The following is a 20121-nucleotide window of genomic DNA, read 5'->3' as shown; positions in this document are numbered from 1 at the left end:
CTGAGCAGTCATCTAAGGTGCCTGCTCATGGTCAGCATCGACTGCCCTGGCGACGACGACCGCAACGTCGTCCTGCAACGATCCGTTCTTCAAGCGCGCTGACTCGATCAACGCCGCGGCGCAGCCTTGCAGTGACGAAGCTGCCAGCAATTCACGGATGCGGGCGGCGCTCACATAGTTTGTGAGTCCATCGCTTGCCAGCAAAAGCGTGCCCGTCAGTTCAATGGGGCCAAACTCGACGCCCACTGCGCCGTCTCCCACCATGGGCCTGCGGCCTTGGCCCATGGAGAGGTCTCTGACCGTGCCGCGGTCGACGAGCCAAGCCACAGAGTCGCCCGCGATGATCCCCCTGATCAAACCGGCAACAACCGTCACGATGACGACCGTCGTTCGCCCGCCCAATGCCGAGACCTTGCGATCGAGTTCGAGCAAGGCAGTTGCCAGCGTCCCGAACTCACCCTTTGAGAACGCGCATGCAACCTCTAGAGCAAGGTCCGCGGCCTGCCCCCCGCTGCCTGTGCCACCGGCACCATCCGCCAACACATAAAGCGTGCCCCCGCCATAGCGAAAAGACGCCGCACGGTCCTGGCCCTTCTCTTGAGCCTGACAGACCTCAACGGCGGCCTCAAGCTTCATGGGCACCCAACCCTGGACGCGTTATGACTTGCATGCTTTTCACACTTGATGGCAGCTCTGGCGACGTGTTCCGTTGCGCCCCTTCAGCTTGATCCTACTGTCGGCGCCCGTTTCCGTCGCCTGCTCGCGCTCAATCGACTTGCCCCGGCGGCGGCTGAGTCAACCGCCCGGCAGGCCACGGTCGCCACGAAGCCGCTGACCAGCAGCATCGCCGCACTGTGGACACCGACCGCGGCAACCGCCACGGCCAGTGAGCCCGTGGCCTGCCGGCCCGGCAAGCCAGAGGCGCAAAGTGGGATCAGCGCCGGCACCAGCATCAGCCCGGCGCCGTGGCCGGTGGACACGATGAACGACCACAGCGTCAGGCCGAGATGGCCCGTCGGCAGCCGGGGCCGCGCGCGGCCTCGTCCGGCCAGGTGCCGCCATCCGACGCCCACCAGCAACGCGCCCGCCAGCACCTGCAGCCACGTGCGATCAAGTTGCGCGCCGAGGGCCACCGCACCGGCCACGAGCCCTACCGACACGACGTGACCCAGCGCAATCGGCATCAGTGCTCGCCACGCGAACCTGCGATCGTGTGCCTGCACGCCCCATGCGGCGGCCAGCAGCCAACCGCCGGCGGGGTTCAGCCCGTGCAGCGCGCCGACCGCTGCCACGGCGAGCCACGGCCAAACGCTTTCCATGTCGCCACGCCAGTGCGTCGACGCAGAGGACCGCTCAGCCGCGCGCCGCGCAGCACGAGGCCGTCGGAGTCTTCTCGACCACCGTCGACTCGTAGCGGTCGTGGTGGCGAACCCACTCCATCGTGTAGCCCAGGCCGTCCTCGTCGCGCCCCTTTGGGGCGATGTCGAGGAAATCGTAGGTGCCCATCATCAGCTCGACGCCGCGGCCGTAGGTCGAGTAGGTGTGGAACACGCTGCCGTCGTCGCCGCGGTAGAACGCACTGACGCCGGGCGCCTCTTCGAGCGGGAAGGGCTGCCAGCCAAAGTTGTAGAAGACTTCGCCCTTGGCCCGCTCTTCGGCCGTGAAGCTGACGCCGAAGTCGTGGTTGAAGTCGGTGCCGTTCGACGAAACCCATGGGAACTGCCAGCCCATGCGCTGGCGAAAACGCTCGATGTCGGCCAGCGGTGCCCGCGAGACGGCGACGAACGTCACGTCGCGTTGCGCCAGGTGCAGCTTCGCACCGTCGACGTGGTCGGCCATGAACGAGCAGCTCTTGCAGCCAGCCTCCCAGCCCGGCGCAAACATGAAGTGCTGCACCACCAGCTGGCGGCGGCCGTCGAACAGCTCGGCCAGCGAGCGGCGGCCCTCGGGCGCGTCGAACACATAGGGCTTGTCGATGCGCACCCAGGGCAGTGCGCGGCGCTCGCTGGCGATCTGGTCGCGCAGGTGGGTCAGCTCCTTTTCGCGGGCCAGCAGCGCGCGGCGTTGTTCGAGCCAGCGGTCGGGCGTGACGACGGGGTGGTGGGTCAGGTCGGTGTGGGCGGTGTTCATGTGATGCTCCTTGGCTGCGAGAAAAGGGGTCAGGTGAGTCGAGGCGCCCACCGTGGGGCAGGCGCGGGTCTTCGGTCGGAAACCGAATCCGGTGAGTGATGGCAGGGGCGAGCGACAGCCGGCCTCGGGCGTTTCAGCCCGATGCAGCAGGTGTGCTCGGCGGGTGTGAGGCCGGACTTAGGACCCGGCGGCGCGGGTGTCTACGCCGCGGCGGTGGCCCGCTTCGGGCGTCGCACCGCGCGGACCTTGCCGCTCGATCCGCCGCCGCAGTAGAAAAGGCCGGCGCCGTCGGACTCGAGCCCGCTGACGCCCGTGCCGTGCGGCATCTCGAGCCGCTCGAGCACGGCGCCGCTCGCCGGGTCGATGCGGCGCAACTCGCTCTCTTCGCCTTCCCAGGTGCCGTGCCACAGGTCGCCATCGACCCAGGTCACGCCGGTGACGAAGCGGTTCGTTTCGATCGTGCGCAGCACCTGGCCGGTGGCCGGGTCGATCTGCAGGATCTGGCGGTCGCGGTACTGGCCGACCCACAGGCTGCCCTCGGCCCAGGCCAGGCCTGAGTCGCGGCCGTGGCCCGGCGCGGCGATCGTCGCGACCACCTTCCCGGTCGCGGGGTCGATCTTGTCGATGCGGGCTTCGGTGATCTGGTACAGGTGCGTGCCGTCGAAGGCCGTGCCAGCGTCGCCGGCACAGTCGATCGTGCGCGCCAGCTGCCCGCTGTCGGGGTCGATCGCAATTAGCTGCGCACCGACGGCGGCCCAGACGTTGTGGCCATCGTGGGTGACGCCATTGATCTTGTCGGCGCCGGCGAACGGGCCGTACTCGCGCACGATCTCGGCCGCATGGACGGCGGGGGCCTTTTCGCCGGAGGGGGTCTTGCTGTGTGTCATGTCGGTTCCTCGTGGTGTACCGGTTGTCGGTGCGATGGACCGCAATCTACCCAGGTGGCAGCGAAGCGGGGAGTAACAAGATCGTCGTGAATCCGGCCAGCGGCGGCGCCAGCCAGCGCATCGCGCGGGCCTTGCCGATCGAGCGCACCCGGCCATCGACTTCCAGCTCGGCCAGCGCGCGCTGCACGGTGCGCTGGTTGACGCCCAGTGCGAGCGCCAGCGCCGAGGTGGACCAGGCCGCACCATCGGCCAGCAGCGCCTGCAGCGACGCCTGCTCGCCATCGATCGGCGGCATCAGCACGGCGACCGCTTTCTCATCATGCGGCGTGAGCGCGAAGCCACGCGCAGTGGCTTCGATACGCGCGAACGGCGCGGCGAGCGAGCGCAAACGGCCGATCTCGACGCGCAGGCGCGCGCGGTGCGTCTCGTCAGGGCGACGGGTGCGAAAGGCGCGCGCGATCAGCGTGTGGCGATCGACATCGCCGGGCCACGCCTCGGCCAGCGCCTGCGCCAGCACGAACAGCACCGGCCGACGCGCCAGCGGCAGCCAAGCCTGGCCCGCGCGCAAGCCGCGGCGGCAGGCATCGAGCACCAGCGCACCCGAGGCCTGCAGCGCTTCGACCTCGTCCAGGCGCAGAGGCTGTTCGTGGCCGGCGTGGACGCGGCGCGCAGCGGGCCGATCGAACGCGGCACGGGCCTCTTCGACCTCGGCCGCGAGGGCCGGGATGCGCGCACGTTCGGCCGCCTCGCTGGCACGTGCCAACGCCGCGTGGGCGGTCGCCGTGCGCAGTGAACGCAGCGCCACTTCGGCCGCCGCCAGCTCGGCAACGGCTTGCAGCGAAGGCGGTGCACCGTGCGTGTCGAGACGCGCCAACTCGGTTGCCGCTTCGTCGATGCGACCGAGCAAGATCATTTGCCGAACAGCGATCAGGCGGGCCTGCAGCGCGTTCGCCCGATCGCCACGCGCTTCAAGCGTGGCTGCAGCGCTCGTCAACGTGCGCGGCTGGCCGCCAAGGTCTCGCAACGCGAGCGCGACCTCCGCCTCGGCGACGATGCAGCGCGCTCGCGCCAGATCCTCGTGGGCACCAAAGGCCTTGGCGGCGTTGCGCAACAGCTCGCGGGCTCTGGCGTGCTCGCCCAATTGCGCCATCGCGATCCCGCGCAGCGCCAGCGCCGGCGGGTCATCGCGCAGCGCGACGCGCTTGAGCGCACCAAGCGTGTCGCCAACGACCAGGGCTCGCGCGGCGGCGGCGATCAGGGAGTCCATGGCGACAGCGTACCGCGAGGTGGGCTGCATGGAGCCGTCCCAGGACGCCCGCCGGTCCGCCTTCGGTATGCTGCGGCCCCTGCTATCCCTGGCCAACACGCCCAACCCGTGCACGCACACCCATCGGCATGAGCCCTGACCTTTCTCCATTGCTGGACCGGTTCGACAGCACGGTCGACTGTTTACGCGCCGAACACGCGCCGGACGGACCGGGCTTCAGCGCGGCGCTGGTGGTCGACGGGCAGGCGCTGCGGCATGTGCACCACGGCATGGCGCAGCTGGAGTGGCGGCAACCGCTGGCCGGCGACACGCGCTACTACCTGGCTTCGGAGTCCAAGCCCTGGGTCGCCGCGCTGGTGCTGGACGCGATCGCCGACGGCCGGTTGGCCCTGGACACGGACCTGCGGCCACAGCTGCCGGCACTGGCGTCTTACGAGCAGCCCCTCTGCGTGGGCCATCTGCTGCGACACACCAGTGGCATCGCCGACTACCTGTTCCTGTGGGGTGCACAGCTCGGCCGCCATGACAACGATGTGGTCACGCAAGCGCAGGCGCTGGACCTGATCCGGCGGGCCGACGACGTCTCCTTCGCCCCCGGGTCGCGCCACGACTACAGCAACAGCAACTACGTCCTGTTGGCCGAGTGGCTGCAGCAAGACGCTGGATGCCGTCTCGACGAGCTGGCACGCCGCCGGTTCTTCGAACCCTGGGGCCTGCGCCACACCAGCTTCGAGGACCAGCCGTGGCGTGTGCTGCCTCGCCGCGCGCGCAGCTATGGCCGGGTAACGCCCGAGGCTGGTGAGTGGCACGAACTGCCGGTGCCATTGGCCACCTGGGGCGATGGTGGGCTGTGGTCGACGCTTGACGACCTGGTCCTGGCGGAAGGACGGTGGCTCGATGACTGGCGCCGTCACGGCGATCACAGCCTGCTGGCCCGCTGCTGCGCCGAGGACGCACGCTTTGGCTCTGTCGACGAACCGTATCGCTTCGGGCTGGAACTGATGCCTCATGCCGGCCGCCGGTTCATGTTCCACGGCGGCAGGTATGCCGGCTTCACCTCGCTGGTGTTGCGCTGTCCGGACCACGGACTTTCGCTGGTGCTGTTGAGCAATGCGCAGGGGTTCGATTCTTCCGCCGCGACCTGGGTCGATCGGCTGTGGGGCCCTGATCCGACGGCCATCGATGCAGGCGCGCAACCGCACGTATAGCGTCACGCCTCTTCAAATCCAATCTCATTGCCATGTCCCGTTTACGCGGCCTGCTCGCGCTGGCCTTGCTCACGCTCCTGCCCTTGGCTACCACCGCCGGCGAGCCGGCCCCCACGGCCTACGCGTTACCTGACACCGCCGTTCATGTGCTGCGCGCCACACGTCTGCAACGCGACTACGAGCTGTACGTCGCGCTGCCGAAGTCATATGAGAAGTCGCCGGGCCGCAGCTACCCGGTGGTCTTCGTCACCGATGCGCCGTATGCCTTCCCGCTCACACGCGCTATCGCTGCACGCGTCGGCGGGCACAGTGACGCACTGCCGGAGTTCATCCTGGTCGGGCTGGGGTATGCGAAGGGCGACACGCCCGAGTTCAGCCGCCGGCGCGACTACACGCCGACGCCGAACGGTGGCGCGAATGTCGTGTCCGACATGCCCGGCCGCACGCCGGTGTTCGGCGAGGCAGCAGGCTTTCGGCGCTTCATCGCCGACGAGGTGTTCGCGTTCATTGCCGCACACTACCGGGCCGATCTGTCGCGCAAGGTCTTTGCCGGCCATTCGTATGGCGCACTGCTCGGTGCCGACGTGCTGACCCATGAACCCGACCTGTTCCAGGGTTATGTGCTGGGCAGTCCGTCGCTGTGGTTCGACCACCGTGCCCTGTTCGCGCGCCAGAAGGAGTGGGCGGTTGATGCCAAGGCGCCGCTGCAGGCCGACGTCTACCTCGGGGTCGGTGAGTACGAAGGCCGCGCGCCGAAGGGTGCGCGAGATCCGGGCCGTTATGCCAGCGAGGGCGACATGGTGGCCGACGTCCGCGCGTTCGCTTCTGCACTGCAGGCACGGCAAGTGCGCGGGCTGCGCCTACGCGCCGACGTGATCGCGGGGGAAGACCACCTGACGGTTGCGCCGATCCTGATCACGCGCGGCCTGAAGTGGGCGTTGGGTCCGCGCTAGTACGGAGCGTCGGCTGAGGCATCGGCAAACGACGGCTCAGCCCATCCCATCGGCCGCCAAGGTCTGCTCGATCCACCTGGTAAGGGCCTGCACCTCGACCCGCTGTTCGGACCGTTCCGACACCAGCAGCAGGTAGTCCAACCCATTGGCCTGCACCTCGGGCAGCACCACCTGCAACTGCCCCGCGCGCAAACACGGCAGCACCAGCGGTGCGCGCCCGATGGCGATGCCGGCGCCTTCGATCGCGGCCTTGATCACGTGCTCGTACTGCGAGAACTGCAGCAGCGGCTGGTCGGCGCGCTGCGCCAGGCCGAGTTGGCTGAACCAGTGCGACCAGCTCATCCACGGGTGGCGCTGCACCGCGTGGTGAAACACCAGCAACGGCAGGCGCAACAGATCCTCTGCGCTGCGCACACGCGCAGCCAATGACGGCGCGGCGACGAGCATCAAGCGCTCTTGCGCCAAGCGTCGGCACAGCGGATCGGATTCAGCGCCCCCTTCGCCGGGCTGTGCCAAGCGCACGGCGATATCAAAACCTTCGCGCTCCAGCGCCAGGTTCGACTCTGCCGCATCAACGCGCACATCGATCGACGGGTGTTCGCGGTGGAACGCAGCGAGCCGGGGCGCCAGCCATAGCGACGCAAACGACGGCGTCACGGTGATCGACACAGTCTGCCGCTCGCGATTCACCAGCGGCTCCAACGCTTGCGCCAACTGCTGCAGCGCCGGGGCCACGCCGCTGTAGAGCGCGCGGCCTTCGGGCGTCAGGCTCAGACCACGGGCGCCGCGCACGAACAGCGTCTGGCCGATCGCTTCTTCGAGCGCCTTGATCTGCTTGCTGACAGCTGACTGGGTGAGGCATAACTCTTCGGCTGCGAACGTGAAATTCAAGCGGCGCGCGGCGACTTCGAAGCCGCGCAACGCATCGAGCGACAGCGTTCTGAGCAAGCGGGCGGCGGCACTGTCGGCGGGATGAGGCATGAGGCGGCGGAATGCCTGATGTGACGAAGATTCGCACCGCGGCAAGGGGTGCGTGCCGATGATGCCCGAACCGCCATTTGAAGCCACCCAGGAGCCCGCATGCCCCCACTCGTTCTCGCCGACCGCGACGGCCCGCACACGGTGCTAACACTGAACCGCCCGGCCAAGCTGAACGCGCTCAGCTATGCACTGATCGACGAGCTGATGGAGCAGCTCGCGCGCATCGAGGCCGACGACTCGGTGCGCGCCGTCGTGCTGACCGGCGCGGGCGCCCAAGCCTTCAGCGCCGGTGCCGACATCGACGGCTTTGCACCGGACCTCGCTGCATCACCTGAGGCCGCCTACCGCAACTTCGTCAGCCGCGGCCAAGGCATGACTCGGCGCATCGAGTCGTTCGCCAAGCCCATCATCGCCGCCGTCAACGGCCTGGCGTTCGGCGGTGGTTGCGAAACGATCGAGGCCTGCGCGCTGGCGCTGGCCGCGCCGCACGCCATGTTCGCGAAGCCCGAGATCAAGCTCGGCTTTCCGCCACCGTTCGGCGGCACGCAGCGGCTGCCGCGTCACATCGGCCGCAAGCGCGCGCTGGAGATGATCCTGACCGGCGAGGCGATCACCGCCGAGCGCGCCGCCACGCTGGGGCTGGTGAACCGCGTGGTCGACAGCGGCCGCCTGATCGACGAATGCCTCGCGCTGGCCCGCCTGATCACGCGCCATTCGGCGGTCGCGGTGACCACCTCGCTGCGCGCCGTGACGCGCGGCATCAACCTGCCGATCGACGAGGCGCTGCAGATCGAGGCCGCGCAGTTCATGATCGCCGCCGCGTCGGCCGAGGCACGTGAGGCGACGCAGGCGTTCGGGCGGAGAACGCGGACCGGCTGAACGCCTGCTTTGGCCGGAAGTGCGGGTTAGGGCAGCTGCGACCGACGAGCTTGCAGCGCATCCCACTGCGGCACGCGCGCCCGCATGCTGCGCTCGAAGGCTTGCCAGGTGAGTGCGCGCAGGCGCGGGACATCGGCAGCAGCTGCCGCAACACTGCGCGCGCGGAAGGCCGGCAACGCGGCCTCTTCTGCTGCCACTTGCGCATCGAGCTTCACCAGTGCGCGGGCCGTCAGCGGCAGCGCGGTGCCGAGCGCGAGACGCGAGTAGACGTCGTTGCGGTTGTCGTCGCCGCCGCCGGACTTGGCGAAGAAGGGCACGAAGACCGGGCCGATGCTGGTCAGGCCTTCGTAGTCGCCGACGAAGAGGCCGCCGGCAAAGGGCGCACGTGCCAAGTCAAATGGCGATGCGACGCGGCTCTCGCGCCAGGTGACGCCGTCGCGTGAACGGACGAGCCAGGTGTCGGTCGGCAGTGTGTTGGGGTCGGAGGTGTTGCTGCGCAGGTCGTAGTAGCTGACGCCGACGGTGCCGTCACGGCGCACGTGCACGCTCGGCGTGAAGGCCTGGACCGACAGCTCGCGGTTGATCTGCACCGGCTTGCTCCAGGTCAGGCCCCCGTCGCTCGACTGGCTGAGTGCAACGCCATCGATCACGCCGCCGGAGAACCGGCCGTCTTGCCAGACCGTGTAGATCGTGCCGCTTGGCGAGATCGCGAGTTGGGCCAGGATCGCGCCGTCGCGGATCGGCGTGCCGGTGTCAGGGTCTGACGCGCCGATCGGCAGCAGGTCTGCCACCATGATCGGGTCGGACCAGGTGTCGCCCTTGTCGGTTGAGCGGATCACGCGCAGCGTCAACGCGCCGGTGATGAAGTCGATGTGGGTGAACAGGTTGACCAGCGTGCCATCGGGCAGCACCTCGATGCGGTTGCCGATGGTCTGCGCGTCCAGACCAGGGTCGTAGATGATGCGCGTCGGTTCCCAGCTGACGCCGTTGTCGATGCTGCGGGCCAGCAACGTCGGGCCGGCGCCTTCACCCGGCACGGTGCTCAGGCGGTCCCAGACGCCGTAGACGTAGCGCGCGTCGGTCGGGTCGGCTGTGAGCGAGTTCTTGTCGTTGAAGCGCTCAGGCGTGTCKGCCTGCAGCGTGACGGCCTGACTCCAGGTGTGGCCACCATCGGTCGAGCGGCTGGCGAGCAGCGCGCTGCCGATCTCGCCATCACCGGCACTGAAACTGAGCGACAACACCATCTGATGCACGACGCCGTTGGGCGAGAAACTCACCCAGGGGTCGGAGCCGCGCTCGAAGTCGCCGCCGTTGGCCGGTGAGCCGCCGGCGCAGCGGGTGTAGGGCTGGAAGACGCGGTGCCAGTGGATGCCGCCGTCGAACGAGTAGGCGGTGCCCAGACCTTGTGAACCGCCGTTGGACCAGCGGTCTTGTTGCCAGACGCCGACCAGGTTCAGAGGGTTGCGCGGGTTGGCGGCGACGAACGGCTCGACTTCGGCGTTCGGGTAGAGCGTGCCGGTTTGCGGCACGCCATTGCAGTCGGGAAGGTAGGGCGTGGGGCCGGACGCGCGAAACGTCAACGCGTCGGCACGGGCGTCGACAGCGACGCCGAAGACCAGTACAGCCAGGCTTGCAGTCACAAGGGATCGAGGGATCATGACGAGCTCCTTGACGGTTGTTGCGGCAGAGTTGCCGCACGCGACCGTAGACGCTGGCACCGAAGCCCGGCATGACAAGGTGTGACGCCCGGTAACGCGGCACGACGCGCCAAGGTTGAAAACCATGGGCGGCACACCGCTTGCTGCTTGGTCTGATGATGCAAAGGACCACCATGCCCCATCTGAAAGAACGCCAGATCGCCACGCTGCAGGAACAATTGGCTGCGCGCGAGGCCGAGTTGCGCGCCGAAGTGCACACGATCGACGAAGAGAAGGAAGACACGCCGGGCAGGGTGCCGATGAGCCATGTCGACGACCTGGGCGCGCTGGGCGAGCAGCGCACGCGCGAGGCGATCCGGCATGCGGAGCAGGCACGCGACATTGAGGAGCTGCGCGAGATTGCTGCCGCGCAGGCTCGCATCGACAAGGGCCTGTACGGACAGTGCGCCGACTGCGGCGAAGACATTGCGCTGGCCCGGCTGCTGGCGCAGCCCGCAGCACTGCGTTGCATACCTTGCCAGGAGCGCTACGAAGCCTCGCACCGCAGCGTGTTGCGGGTCGACCTGCCGCCAGGCGAGTGAGCTCAGCCGGCTCGCCGCAGCGTCAGGTTGAAGCGGCAGCGTCCGGTCGCGGCGTGCTCGCCGTCGGCCAACGGCGACACGCCGTGGTACACCAGCCGAGAGGGGCCGCCCCAGACGACGACATCGCCGTGGATGAGCGGCATGCGCTGTGGGCGTTCGTTGCGCTTGGCCCCGCCGAACAAGAAGGTCGCGGGCAAGCCCAATGAAATCGAGACGATCGGCTGGCGCTTGTCGCGCTCGTCGCGGTCCTGGTGCAGCGTCAGGCGAGCGCCGGGTTCGTAGCGGTTGATCAAGCAGGCATCGGGTTCGAAGGCTTCGAAACCGGCCTGTGATGCGGCCTCGGCCGCCACGGCGCGGAACGATGCCGGCATCGCCGGCCAGGGCTGGCCGCTCAGCGGGTCGGTGGCGGTGTAGCGGTAGCCGCTCTCGTCGCTGACCCAGCCGAGCGGGCCGCAGTTGCTCATCGCCACCGACATGCGAAAGCCGCCGGGCGCGATGAGGTGGCGCAGCGGTGCGGCGCTGATCACTTGCGCGATGTCGGCCAGCAGTTGCGTGGCGTCGGCCAGCGCGAAGCCGTGCAGCAGCACCGCGCCGGGCGCCAGCGGCTGCCGCGCGGGGCGCTCGAAAAGGTCGAGGCTGTGCAGGTCAGGCGGCATCGTGGAAGACGATCCCCGCAGTGTGGCGCCGGCCCGAGTGCAGCCGGCTGACGCCGTGACGCAGGTTGACGCGGTAGCTGCCGCGCGTGCCCGGCACCGGGCGGTGGTGCACGGCGATCACGACCGCATCGCCCTGGCGTAGCGGCAACACCATCGGGCGCGACTGCATGCGTGGGCGCTGCTCGGTCATCACGAACTCGCCGCCTTCGAAGTCGCGCCCGGGCTCGGACAACAGCAGCACGACCTGCAGCGGGAAGACCTGATCGCCGTACAGATCCTGGTGCAGGCAGTTGTAGTCGCCTTCGCCGTACTGCAGCAGCAAGGGCGTGGGCCGCTGCTGGCCCGCCGCGTGGCAACGCGCCAGGAACTCGGCGTGCTGATCGGGGAAGCGTGTCGCGATGCCCATGGCCTCATGCCAGTCGTTGGCGATCGGCGCCAGCCGGGCATAGAGCGCCTCGCGCAGCCCGCCGATCAGCGGTGGCAGCGGGTACGCGAAGTACTTGTATTCGCCGCGGCCGAAGCCGTGGCGTGCCATCACGACGCGGCTGCGGAAGGTCGCCCCGTCATCGGCGTAGAGCGCAGCCAGCTCGGTGCACTCGGCGGGTGTCAGCAGACTTTGAATGCGCGCCCAGCCTTCGGCGTTCAACGCGCTCGCCATGGCCTGATCGTCGATGGCCGCGATGCGCGCGTCGATGCTGCCGGCGGGATGCGCCAATGGGGCCGCACGTTCGGGCGCGTTCATGCCTGGCCCTCGCGCTCGAGCAACGCTCGCTTGCGCTCGACGCCCCAGCGGTAGCCCGACAACGCGCCGTCGCTGCGCACGACGCGGTGGCAGGGGATCGCCACGGCCAGCGCGTTCGCACCGCACGCCTGCGCGACTGCGCGCACCGCTGTCGGAGCCCCGATGCGCTCGGCCAGCTCGGCATAACTCAGCGTCTGGCCGGCAGGGATCTGGCGCAGCGCCTGCCAGACACGTTGCTGGAAAGCGGTGCCGCGCACGTCCAGCGGCAGGTCCAGCCCGAGCTGCGGCGCTTCGACCAGGCCGACGACCTGCGCGACCAGGCGCTCGAACGATGCGTCGCCACCGATCAACCTGGCTTGCGGGAAACGGTCTTGCAGCTCGCGCCCCAGCACCTGCGGGTCGTCGCCCAGCGCGATCGCGCAGACGCCGCGTGGGCTGCGCGCCACGAGGATCGCGCCGAGCGAACACTGACCAATCGCGAAGTGAATCTCGGTGTCGACACCGCCGGCACGAAAGCGCGTCGGCGTCATGCCCAGCACCTGATCGGCCTGCTCGTAGAAGCGGCTGCCTGAGTTGTAGCCGGCGCCGTAGATGGCCTCGGTCACCGTGTCGGCGGCGGTCAGCTCGCGGCGCACACGCTCGGCCCGCTGGGCGCGGGCATAGGCACGCGGCGTGACGCCGGTGACGGCCTTGAACACGCGGTGCAGGTGGAAGGGGCTCAAGGCCACGCGCGCGGCCAGCTCATCCAGCGTCGGTGGCTGCTCGGCCTGTTCGATGTGGCGGCACAGGTCGGCCACCATCGCCGCTTGCTGCGCGGCGAGGCTGGGCTGGTCGGGCTTGCAACGGCGGCACGGGCGAAAGCCGGCGCGCTCAGCGTCGGCCATCGTGGCGTGGAAGGCCACGTTCTCGGGCCGCGGCGTGCGCGCACCGCAGCTCGGCTGGCAGAACACGCCCGTCGTGCGGACGGAGTAGAAGAACTGCCCATCGGCGTGCGCATCACGCGCTGCCACCGCGGCCCAGCGCGGGTCGGCCACGGTGGCCGCCGCCTGCAGCGCGCGCATTTCGGTCTTGGTGCTCATGGTCATCAGGGGCCTCGCATCGTTGGATTCGATGTGAGCAGCGTACGGATCGTGGCACAAGCGAGCACTCCGGCGCTTGCGGTCGAATTCGAACCCCTGCAGCCTCAAAGAGCCCCCAATGAAAAGGGCCCTGCGCCGATGAGCGGGCAGGGCCGTGAAACAAGCCGGTGGTACGTGCGGCTTGAGGAGACTCCCGTGCGTTCAGAACACGAAGCCGATCGACAACTCGTAGGCCGGGCCCATCAGCGGGCGGCCCATGAAGACACCGCTGTCGCTGACCCCCGTGCCGGCCAGGCGCGGGTTGCCTTCGGTGATGCCCAGCGTATTGGTCACGTTGGTGCCAGTCAGCCGCAGGTCGATGCCGTTGGCCAGATGGGCCACCGCGCCGAGGTCGAGCGTGTTGTACGACGGCAGGGTCTGCAGGTTGGCGTGGTCGCCATAGCGGTCGCCGACATGCGTCCAGGTCGCATAGACCTTGAAGTCGCCCATCTCGGTCGGGATCTTGTAGCTCGGCGTGAAGCGGAACTGGGCCTTGGGCTGACGCGAGACCGAGTTGCCGGTGTTGTCGCCGAAGTTCACGTACTTGGCGCGCTGCAAGTTGCCGGTCAGTGACAACTCGAGGTTCTGGATCGGCCGCAGCGCGGTTTCGAACTCGAGGCCGGTGGTGTCGGAGCCGCCGTGCGAGACCTCGTTGCCCTGGTTGGTGAAGACCTGGAACTGCGAGTTGCGCAGCTTGTTGGTGTAGACKGTGACGAAGGCGGTGTACAGCGGGGTCGCGGTCTTCAGGCCGACCTCGTACTGGTCGATGTGCTCGGTGCCGTCCTTGCCGTCGCGCAGGTCGTCGAAGCTGGGGAACTTGTGGCCCGAGTTGGCGCGCACGAAGGCGCTCAGCGTGCGGCTGAAGTTGTAGTTGCCGCCCAGCGTCCACGAGGTCGCGTCGCCCTTGTAGTGCAGCTGGCGGTAGCTGCCGTTGAAGTACGACAGGTTGTTGTCGTAGAAGGTCAGCGGGTTGCCGTCGAGGTCGCCGGCGCTGGTGTTTTCCAGCGTGCCGTCGATGCGCTGGCTTTCGTGGCGCACGCCGGCGTCGATGCTCAGCGCGTCGCTCAGCTTCCACTCATCAGCCAGGAACAGCGCCTGGTTGCGGCCGTTGTAGTCGGCGTTGACGTAATACGTCCACGGCGGCGCAACGTAGCCGTGGCGCGAGGCCAGCACGCCGTTGTCCAACGCTACATCGACCAGGCGCGCATGGTGCTCGGCCGTCATCAACACGGTGTGGTTCAGGTACCAGAGGTCGTGCGACGAGTAGTCAGCCATGTAGAGGCCGCCGGTCAGCGTGTTGCCCTTGAACAGGTCGCGCGACAGGCGCGTCTCGTTGCTGAAGGACTTGAGCTTCTTGTCGACCGTCCACAGGCCGGCGGTGATCACCGCACGGTCCATGTCGGTGAGCGCCTGGCCACCGTTGACGAAGCTGGCGCTGCCGCCGGTGGCCGGGCCGCCGGCCGCGGCCACAACCGCCGGGCTGGCGTTCGCTGCGGTGACCTGGCTGGTGATGAACTCGCCCAGCGCCTGCGGGTTGCCGCCGGTGAAGAGGGCGTAGGTCGGTGCATCGGCGCTGGTGACGTGGAGCTTGTTCGACAGCGTCCATTCGTCGAAGCGCTTGTCGATCGATGCGCCCAGCATCGTGGCGCGCGCACCGCGGCCGTCGGCCAGGTCGCGCTTCACGTAGCCGTTGTCGCCCTTGCCGTCGTTCGGCGCCACTTCGAGCGAGATGCCGCGCAGCTCGTTGCTGTAGAAGGTGCCGGTGCCGGGGTCGAAGCCGGGGTAGGCCGAGAGCTTCTTGCCGCCATCGCTGGACAGCAGCGGCACGCCGGTGAAGAAGGCGTTCTTGTCGTCGAGGATGCGGGCCGAGAAGCTGATCTCGCCATCGTCGAGCTTGCGCGTCAGCAGTGCGCTCAACTGGCCACCGCGGTCGGCCGGGAACTCGGTGTCGCGCACGCCGTTGGCGCTGCGGTAGAAGCCACCGACGCTCAGGTACCACTTGTCGGCCAGCTTGCCGGCGAAGAAGCCGTCGACGCGGCGCAGCGCGCCGGTGCCGGTGGTCAGGCGCAGGCCGCCTTCGGCCGTGTCACCGCCTTTCTTCTGGATGAAGTTGACGGTGATGCCGGGCTGGCCGCTGCCGTAGATCGGGCTGGAGCCGCCGCGCAGCACTTCGACGCGGTCAATCGTGTCGTCGAGCCGGAACAGGCCCGAGTTGTCGAAGAAGCTCAGCGTGGGCACCGGGTAGACCGGCGCGCCGTTGAGCTGGATCGTCGTGTACGGCGCGTCGCCGTCCATCGGGAAGCCGCGCACGCGGATGTTGGCGCCGCCGCCGTTGCCGCCGGTGGTTTCGGCGAACACGCCGGGCACGATCTTCAGCAGGTCGGCGGCGGTCGACGGAGCGGCTTCCTTGATCTGCTCTTCGCTCGCAGTGGTGATCGACATCGGCGCTTCGAGCTTGCGTTTGCCCGAGCGGTTGGCGGTGCCGGTGACGACGATGGTGTCGACTTGGGTGTTATCGACAGCCGGCTTGGCCTCGGCCGCTTCGGCGGGTGGCGGCGCACTGGCCGCGGGGGCAGGCGCCGGCGCGGCGTCCTGCGCCCAGGTGGCCGTCGGGTTCATGATCGCCGCGAGCGCGGCCAGGGCCAGCAGGGTCTTGCCGGGTCGTGTCGGGTGACGGTTCATGGCGTGTTGCCCCATCCTCGTTGTGTGGACCATGGCACCGCTCTTGGAGAGCGGCCACCTCGGTTTGCCTCCGGTCAGGCCGGCTGCCAGCATCGCCGCACGCCCACCTGCCCACCAGGCCGGTGGGGCTTGTCGCCGCACCGGTTGAGCGCAATGTAGGAAGCCGCCACGAATTGGCGATTTTGAAGATGACGCGGCCGCTGAAACCTGCGGCCGGCGAGTCTGGAAAGTTGCAACAGTTGAAATCTGCTGCGGCGCGGCGAGTGACCTTCGCCCTGCCGCGGGTGCGGTATTTAGTTGACGTTCAAGTTAACTATTAACAGAATCGGACCATCGGCTCAGGCGTGGTCAACGTGTTGATCCACGCGCCTCGGCCCCACGAAAGGAACGAGACCACGATGATGAACCCGCAGCAAAACGTCGAGCGCCGGCAGGCCGTCGTCTGGGGCCCCGGCGAGGGCCGCCACTACGCGATGGGCGGCATGAGTGCCGTCTTCAAGGCCGATGGCGACGAGACCCAGGGCAGCTGCTCGATCTCCGAGTGGTGGCTGGAGCCGATGGCCAAGGGGCCCGGCCCGCACTCGCACGCGGAAGACGATGTGTTCTACGTCATCGAGGGCACGGTGTCGGTGCTGGTCGATGACCACTGGGTCGATGCGCCGCGAGGTGCGTTCGTGCTGGTGCCCGGCGGCGTCACGCACGACTTCGAGAACCGCACGCCGGCGCGCGCCGGGCTGCTGAATGTCTCGACCCCCGGCAACTTCGAGAAAGACATGCCGAGCATCGTCGAGTGGTTCCGCGTCCATGGCCATGGCCACGGCTGAACCCGCCACCTCACATCCAATCCACCCCGCCCGAGGAGGCTGCATGAAACCCACCCCCGCCGATTGGCCCCGCATCTCGTCGGGCCTGAGTTACCGCGACGCGGCGAAAGCGATCGACTGGCTGTGCGAGGCCTTTGGCTTCGAGGTGCGGTTGAAGGTCGAAGGCGAAGGCGGTCGGATCGAGCACAGCGAGCTGACCTATGGTGAAGGCTTGATCATGGTCGGCCAGGAGCGCGACGAGATCGCGCGCTTCGGGACCAAGATGCTGAGCCCGCTGACCGCCGGTGGCGTGACGCAGTCGCTGATGATCTATGTCGACGATGTCGACGCGCATTGCGAGCGCGCGCGCAAGGCCGGCGCAAAGATCGTCAGCGAGCCGGCGGTGCACGACTACGGCGACGACTACTGGGCCGACCGCAGCTACGGCGCGCTCGACCTGGAAGGCCACATGTGGTGGGTCAGCCAGCGCATCCGCGGATGAGCGGCGACATCGACGCAGCACTCAGCGCGCTGGCCGACCCGACGCGGCGCGCGGTGGTCGAGCTGCTGCGTGCTGGCCCGCACCGCGCCGGCGAGCTGGCCGATGCGCTGGCGATGACGCCGCCGGCGCTGAGCCGCCACCTGCGCGTGCTGCGCCGCTCCGGCCTGATCACCGACGACGAGCCCGACCATGACGCGCGGGTGCGCCTGTACCGACTGGAGCCGACCGGTTTTGCGCCGCTGCGCGACTGGCTGCAGGAGCTGGAGGCTTTCTGGGACGACCAGCTGCTGGCGTTCAAGGCGCATGCCGAAGCGGTGGCGGCAGCGCCCGCGCCGAAAACCGCACCGAAGACCGGACCACGCCGCCGCACGGCGGCAGTGAAAGGACGGCGATGAGTGCCACGCAGGTGTCGCCACCCGGCGATCGGGCCCGTGCAATGGTGGGCGTCGCAGTTGCGCCCGAGGCCGCGTTTCGCCTGTTCACAGAACAGATGGACCTGTGGTGGCGGCGCGGCCGGCGCTTTCGCATCGCACCCGGAGACCGGGGCCTGATGGCGATGGAGCCGGGCGTCGGCGGCCGCGTCTTCGAGTCGTGGCATGACGAACAGGGCACCGAGCGCGTGCACGAGATCGGCCGCGTGCAGGTCTGGGAGCCGCCGCGCCGGTTGGTCTTCAGCTGGCGTGGGATCAACTTCGCGGCCGAAGAGATAACCGAGGTCGAGGTGTTGTTCGCGCGCACCGAATCGGGCCACACGCAGGTCAGCGTCGAGCACCGCGGCTGGGCCGCGCTGCGACCTGACCATCCGGTGCGCCATGGCCAGGAGGTGCCGGCGTTCATCCGCATGATGGGCCTGTGGTGGGGCGACCAGCTGACGTCGCTGCGCGTTCGGGGGACGAAGCCCCCGGGCTGAAACGTCTTCTTCTGAAGGCCAAAGCGTCGGCGACGCGCAGACGGCCGTCGATGCGTGCACACTGGGGTGATGCCAGCTTCTGCCCCCACCGTCCGCCTCAAGCTCGAAATCGAGCTCAACTACCACGTGGGTGAGCACGGCGCTGATTTCATCTGGAACATCCACGCCGCGCCCACGCCGTGCCAGACCGTGTCGGCCGAACGGCTGTACCTCAGCCAGCCGGTGATGTCGCGGCTGGACACCGACCCTTTCTCGGGCAACCGCTATCTGCGGCTGCATGCGATGCCCGGCCCCTTGTCGCTGGTCTATGGCGCCACGGTGGACCTGGCGCACCACCGTGCCGATCCGGCGACACTGGGCGAGGTGGCGGTACAGCATCTGCCGCCCGAGGTGCTGGGTTACCTGTACCCCAGCCGCTACTGCCAGTCGGACCGGCTGGTGCGCACGGCGATCGCCGAGTTCGGTGCGCTGTGGCAGGGCCACAGCCGGGTGCAGGCGATCATGCAGTGGGTGCAAAGCCGCGTCAGCTTCACGTCGAACACGTCGGACTCCAGCACCTCGGCGGTCGACACGCTGATCGCGCGCCAGGGCGTGTGCCGCGACTTTGCCCACCTGATGATCGCGCTGTGCCGCGCGGTCAACATCCCGGCCCGTTTTGCGACCGGCACCGACTACGGCGCCGACCCGGTGCTGGGCCCGCCGGACTTCCACGCCTATGTCGAGGTCTACCTGGGCGACCGCTGGTACATCTTCGACCCGTCGGGCACGGCGATCCCGATGGGTTTCGTGCGGCTGGGCACCGGGCGCGACGCCGCGGATGTGGCGATCGCGACGATCTTCGGCGCGGTCACCGCACAGCCGCCAGTGATCCGTACGTACCCGGAGGTCGACGCGGCGCGAGGCCTGGTCGAGCCGCAGCACTGCGAGTGGGCACTGTCGACCAGCTGAGCGATGGACGCTCGGCGGCTGGCGCTTACCCGCGCCGCGCAGGCGACAAGGCCCACGTGGCCACCTGAGCCGCTGGCATCGCCCCGCTGACACGCTCGACCTCGCGGCCGCCGTGCAGCTTGACCAGCGTCGGGATGCTGCGGATGGCGAACTGGGCCGACGTGCGCGGGTTGTCGTCGCTGTTGACCTTGACGAACAGCGCCCGGCCCTTGAGCTGCGTGGCGGCTTGCGCAAACTGCGGCGCCATCGTGCGGCAGGGGCCGCACCACGGGGCCCAGAAATCCACCACGACAGGCAGGCCGCTGGCGCGGGTCACACGCTCGAAGTTGGCATCCGTCAGCTCGATCGGCTGGCCGCTCAGCAGCTCGGCGCCGCAGCGGCCGCAGACCGGGTCATCGGCGAGGCGGGCACTGGGCACCCGGTTGGTCGCGCCGCAGGACGGGCAGGCGACATGGGTCAGGTCGGCGGGCGTGTTCATCTCGCCCAAATGAGGGCAAGTGGCGATCCGTCAAGTGGAGGGTCGCGGGCTCGACGCGCTCAGCTGCGCAAAAGCGCCGCAGCCGTCATAGCCCTCGAAGCCACGCTGCCAGGCGTCGTGCTTGCGGGCCCATTCACAGACCGATTCGCCGGTGACCCGTGGCGCGTGGTCTTGCCGGAGGTAGGGGTTGGAATGCCAGGGCTGGCCGGCGGCAGCGGCTTGCGCTCCGCAGGCGGCCAACGCGTTGTCAGATTCCTTGGGCAAGGGCATCAGCACCGTCTCTTCAGTCCATGGGCGCTGACGGCGTCAACGCGGCCGGTACATCGCCATCGGGCGACGACGGCAGCGGGCAAACTGCACCGACCACGGCAACGTCAGGTGGTGGTCCAGTGCTGGACTTGTTGCCGGGTCACGTTTTCGCCGGTGAGGGTCAGACGCAAGGTGCCGCCGTGCCACTCGAGCCAGTTCAACGCGACGTAGTCATCGATGTCGTTGGTCGGGATCTCGCCGGCGCGGCGGCGCTGCAGCAGGCCGGCGTTTTCGGCCAGCGACCGTCTTAGCACATCGATTCGAGCGGGGGGAAGACGAGAGCCCAACATGGCGTTCCTTGGCAATGCGCCCGGACAAGCAGCTTGGAAGAGGGCGAGACTCCAAGGAGAGTGGCGGCGTCAGGCGCAACCGTCGAACGCCACATGCATCAGGCCGGAGCCTGCCGACGCATCGTACTCGCCTGCCGGG

The 20121-nt window shown here is 68.7% G+C and carries 23 protein-coding genes; 9 read left to right on the top strand and 14 right to left on the bottom strand.

Annotation, left to right across the window (positions count from 1 at the left end; all coding sequences use genetic code 11):
- Positions 1-12 precede the first annotated feature (12 nt).
- The 5 genes from AC1DYI_RS01105 to AC1DYI_RS01085 all read right to left on the bottom strand — a co-directional run bounded on the left by AC1DYI_RS01105 (position 13) and on the right by AC1DYI_RS01085 (position 4284).
- Complete coding sequence (locus AC1DYI_RS01105; RefSeq protein ID WP_477202231.1) at positions 13-636, bottom strand: hypothetical protein; 624 nt, start codon at positions 634-636, stop codon at positions 13-15.
- 83 nt (positions 637-719) lie between these two features.
- Entirely contained in the window at positions 720-1292 is a 573-nt protein-coding gene (locus AC1DYI_RS01100; protein WP_477202230.1) for a hypothetical protein, read from the bottom strand.
- Between the two features lie 61 nt (positions 1293-1353).
- Positions 1354-2130: a DUF899 domain-containing protein gene (locus AC1DYI_RS01095; RefSeq protein ID WP_477202229.1), complete on the bottom strand. Its 777-nt coding sequence runs from the start codon at positions 2128-2130 to the stop codon at positions 1354-1356.
- A gap of 200 nt (positions 2131-2330) precedes the next feature.
- Positions 2331-3017, bottom strand: coding sequence for a Vgb family protein (locus AC1DYI_RS01090; protein ID WP_477202228.1), 687 nt, complete (start codon positions 3015-3017; stop codon positions 2331-2333).
- Between the two features lie 46 nt (positions 3018-3063).
- Positions 3064-4284: a helix-turn-helix domain-containing protein gene (locus tag AC1DYI_RS01085; RefSeq protein WP_477202227.1), complete on the bottom strand. Its 1221-nt coding sequence runs from the start codon at positions 4282-4284 to the stop codon at positions 3064-3066.
- 128 nt (positions 4285-4412) lie between these two features.
- On the opposite strand from AC1DYI_RS01085, the gene AC1DYI_RS01080 reads away from it, so the two are divergent.
- Together AC1DYI_RS01080 and AC1DYI_RS01075 are read left to right on the top strand one after the other, a co-directional pair.
- Positions 4413-5492, top strand: a complete 1080-nt coding sequence (locus tag AC1DYI_RS01080) for a serine hydrolase domain-containing protein (protein WP_477202226.1) — start codon at positions 4413-4415, stop codon at positions 5490-5492.
- 32 nt (positions 5493-5524) lie between these two features.
- A complete protein-coding gene (locus AC1DYI_RS01075; RefSeq protein ID WP_477202225.1) occupies positions 5525-6445 on the top strand; it encodes an alpha/beta hydrolase in 921 nt (306 codons plus the stop codon).
- A gap of 36 nt (positions 6446-6481) precedes the next feature.
- On the opposite strand, the gene AC1DYI_RS01070 is transcribed toward AC1DYI_RS01075, so the two are convergent.
- On the bottom strand, positions 6482-7426 hold the full coding sequence (locus tag AC1DYI_RS01070) for a LysR substrate-binding domain-containing protein (protein ID WP_477202224.1): 945 nt from the start codon (positions 7424-7426) through the stop codon (positions 6482-6484).
- A 99-nt stretch (positions 7427-7525) separates the two neighbouring features.
- Here AC1DYI_RS01070 and AC1DYI_RS01065 point away from each other — a divergent pair, with 99 nt between their 5' ends.
- Complete coding sequence (locus AC1DYI_RS01065; RefSeq protein WP_477202223.1) at positions 7526-8305, top strand: crotonase/enoyl-CoA hydratase family protein; 780 nt, start codon at positions 7526-7528, stop codon at positions 8303-8305.
- Between the two features lie 26 nt (positions 8306-8331).
- Here the strand turns inward: AC1DYI_RS01065 and AC1DYI_RS01060 are convergent, their stop codons facing one another.
- Positions 8332-9963, bottom strand: coding sequence for a sialidase family protein (locus tag AC1DYI_RS01060; RefSeq protein ID WP_477202222.1), 1632 nt, complete (start codon positions 9961-9963; stop codon positions 8332-8334).
- Between the two features lie 173 nt (positions 9964-10136).
- On the opposite strand from AC1DYI_RS01060, the gene AC1DYI_RS01055 reads away from it, so the two are divergent.
- A complete protein-coding gene (locus AC1DYI_RS01055) occupies positions 10137-10544 on the top strand; it encodes a TraR/DksA family transcriptional regulator (RefSeq protein WP_477202221.1) in 408 nt (135 codons plus the stop codon).
- A gap of 2 nt (positions 10545-10546) precedes the next feature.
- Here AC1DYI_RS01055 and alkB read toward each other — a convergent pair whose 3' ends face one another.
- From alkB to AC1DYI_RS01035, 4 genes are all read right to left on the bottom strand, one after another.
- Positions 10547-11200, bottom strand: coding sequence for a DNA oxidative demethylase AlkB (gene alkB / locus AC1DYI_RS01050; protein WP_477202220.1), 654 nt, complete (start codon positions 11198-11200; stop codon positions 10547-10549).
- The gene (locus AC1DYI_RS01045) at positions 11190-11942 is read right to left on the bottom strand and encodes a 2OG-Fe(II) oxygenase (protein ID WP_477202219.1); all 753 of its coding nucleotides are present in this window, start codon (positions 11940-11942) and stop codon (positions 11190-11192) included. Before AC1DYI_RS01045 ends, alkB begins: the two co-directional genes overlap by 11 nt.
- Positions 11939-13027, bottom strand: a complete 1089-nt coding sequence (gene ada, locus AC1DYI_RS01040; protein ID WP_477202218.1) for a bifunctional DNA-binding transcriptional regulator/O6-methylguanine-DNA methyltransferase Ada — start codon at positions 13025-13027, stop codon at positions 11939-11941. Before ada ends, AC1DYI_RS01045 begins: the two co-directional genes overlap by 4 nt.
- Positions 13028-13222: 195 nt before the next feature.
- Positions 13223-15742, bottom strand: coding sequence for a TonB-dependent receptor (locus AC1DYI_RS01035; RefSeq protein WP_477202217.1), 2520 nt, complete (start codon positions 15740-15742; stop codon positions 13223-13225).
- Positions 15743-16140: 398 nt separating this feature from the next.
- On the opposite strand from AC1DYI_RS01035, the gene AC1DYI_RS01030 reads away from it, so the two are divergent.
- The 5 genes from AC1DYI_RS01030 to AC1DYI_RS01010 all read left to right on the top strand — a co-directional run bounded on the left by AC1DYI_RS01030 (position 16141) and on the right by AC1DYI_RS01010 (position 18905).
- Positions 16141-16566 (top strand): cupin domain-containing protein, encoded by a 426-nt coding sequence (locus AC1DYI_RS01030; RefSeq protein WP_477202216.1) that lies wholly within the window; start codon positions 16141-16143, stop codon positions 16564-16566.
- A gap of 43 nt (positions 16567-16609) precedes the next feature.
- A complete protein-coding gene (locus AC1DYI_RS01025) occupies positions 16610-17047 on the top strand; it encodes a VOC family protein (RefSeq protein ID WP_477202215.1) in 438 nt (145 codons plus the stop codon).
- Positions 17044-17442: an ArsR/SmtB family transcription factor gene (locus AC1DYI_RS01020; protein WP_477202214.1), complete on the top strand. Its 399-nt coding sequence runs from the start codon at positions 17044-17046 to the stop codon at positions 17440-17442. Before AC1DYI_RS01025 ends, AC1DYI_RS01020 begins: the two co-directional genes overlap by 4 nt.
- On the top strand, positions 17439-17957 hold the full coding sequence (locus AC1DYI_RS01015; RefSeq protein ID WP_477202213.1) for an SRPBCC domain-containing protein: 519 nt from the start codon (positions 17439-17441) through the stop codon (positions 17955-17957). The genes AC1DYI_RS01020 and AC1DYI_RS01015 overlap by 4 nt, the downstream gene beginning before the upstream one ends.
- A gap of 69 nt (positions 17958-18026) precedes the next feature.
- A complete protein-coding gene (locus AC1DYI_RS01010; protein ID WP_477202212.1) occupies positions 18027-18905 on the top strand; it encodes a transglutaminase-like domain-containing protein in 879 nt (292 codons plus the stop codon).
- A 25-nt stretch (positions 18906-18930) separates the two neighbouring features.
- Here the strand turns inward: AC1DYI_RS01010 and trxC are convergent, their stop codons facing one another.
- The 3 genes from trxC to AC1DYI_RS00995 form a co-directional block, all read right to left on the bottom strand.
- Positions 18931-19383, bottom strand: coding sequence for a thioredoxin TrxC (gene trxC / locus AC1DYI_RS01005; protein ID WP_477202211.1), 453 nt, complete (start codon positions 19381-19383; stop codon positions 18931-18933).
- Positions 19384-19413: 30 nt separating this feature from the next.
- Positions 19414-19653: a CrpP-related protein gene (locus AC1DYI_RS01000; RefSeq protein WP_477202210.1), complete on the bottom strand. Its 240-nt coding sequence runs from the start codon at positions 19651-19653 to the stop codon at positions 19414-19416.
- Positions 19654-19757: 104 nt separating this feature from the next.
- Positions 19758-19946 (bottom strand): hypothetical protein, encoded by a 189-nt coding sequence (locus tag AC1DYI_RS00995; RefSeq protein WP_477202209.1) that lies wholly within the window; start codon positions 19944-19946, stop codon positions 19758-19760.
- Positions 19947-20121 lie beyond the last annotated feature (175 nt).

The sequence above is a fragment of the Ideonella sp. P3_A4 genome, from assembly GCF_056403075.1.
This window is presented reverse-complemented; position numbering and strand designations above follow the sequence as displayed.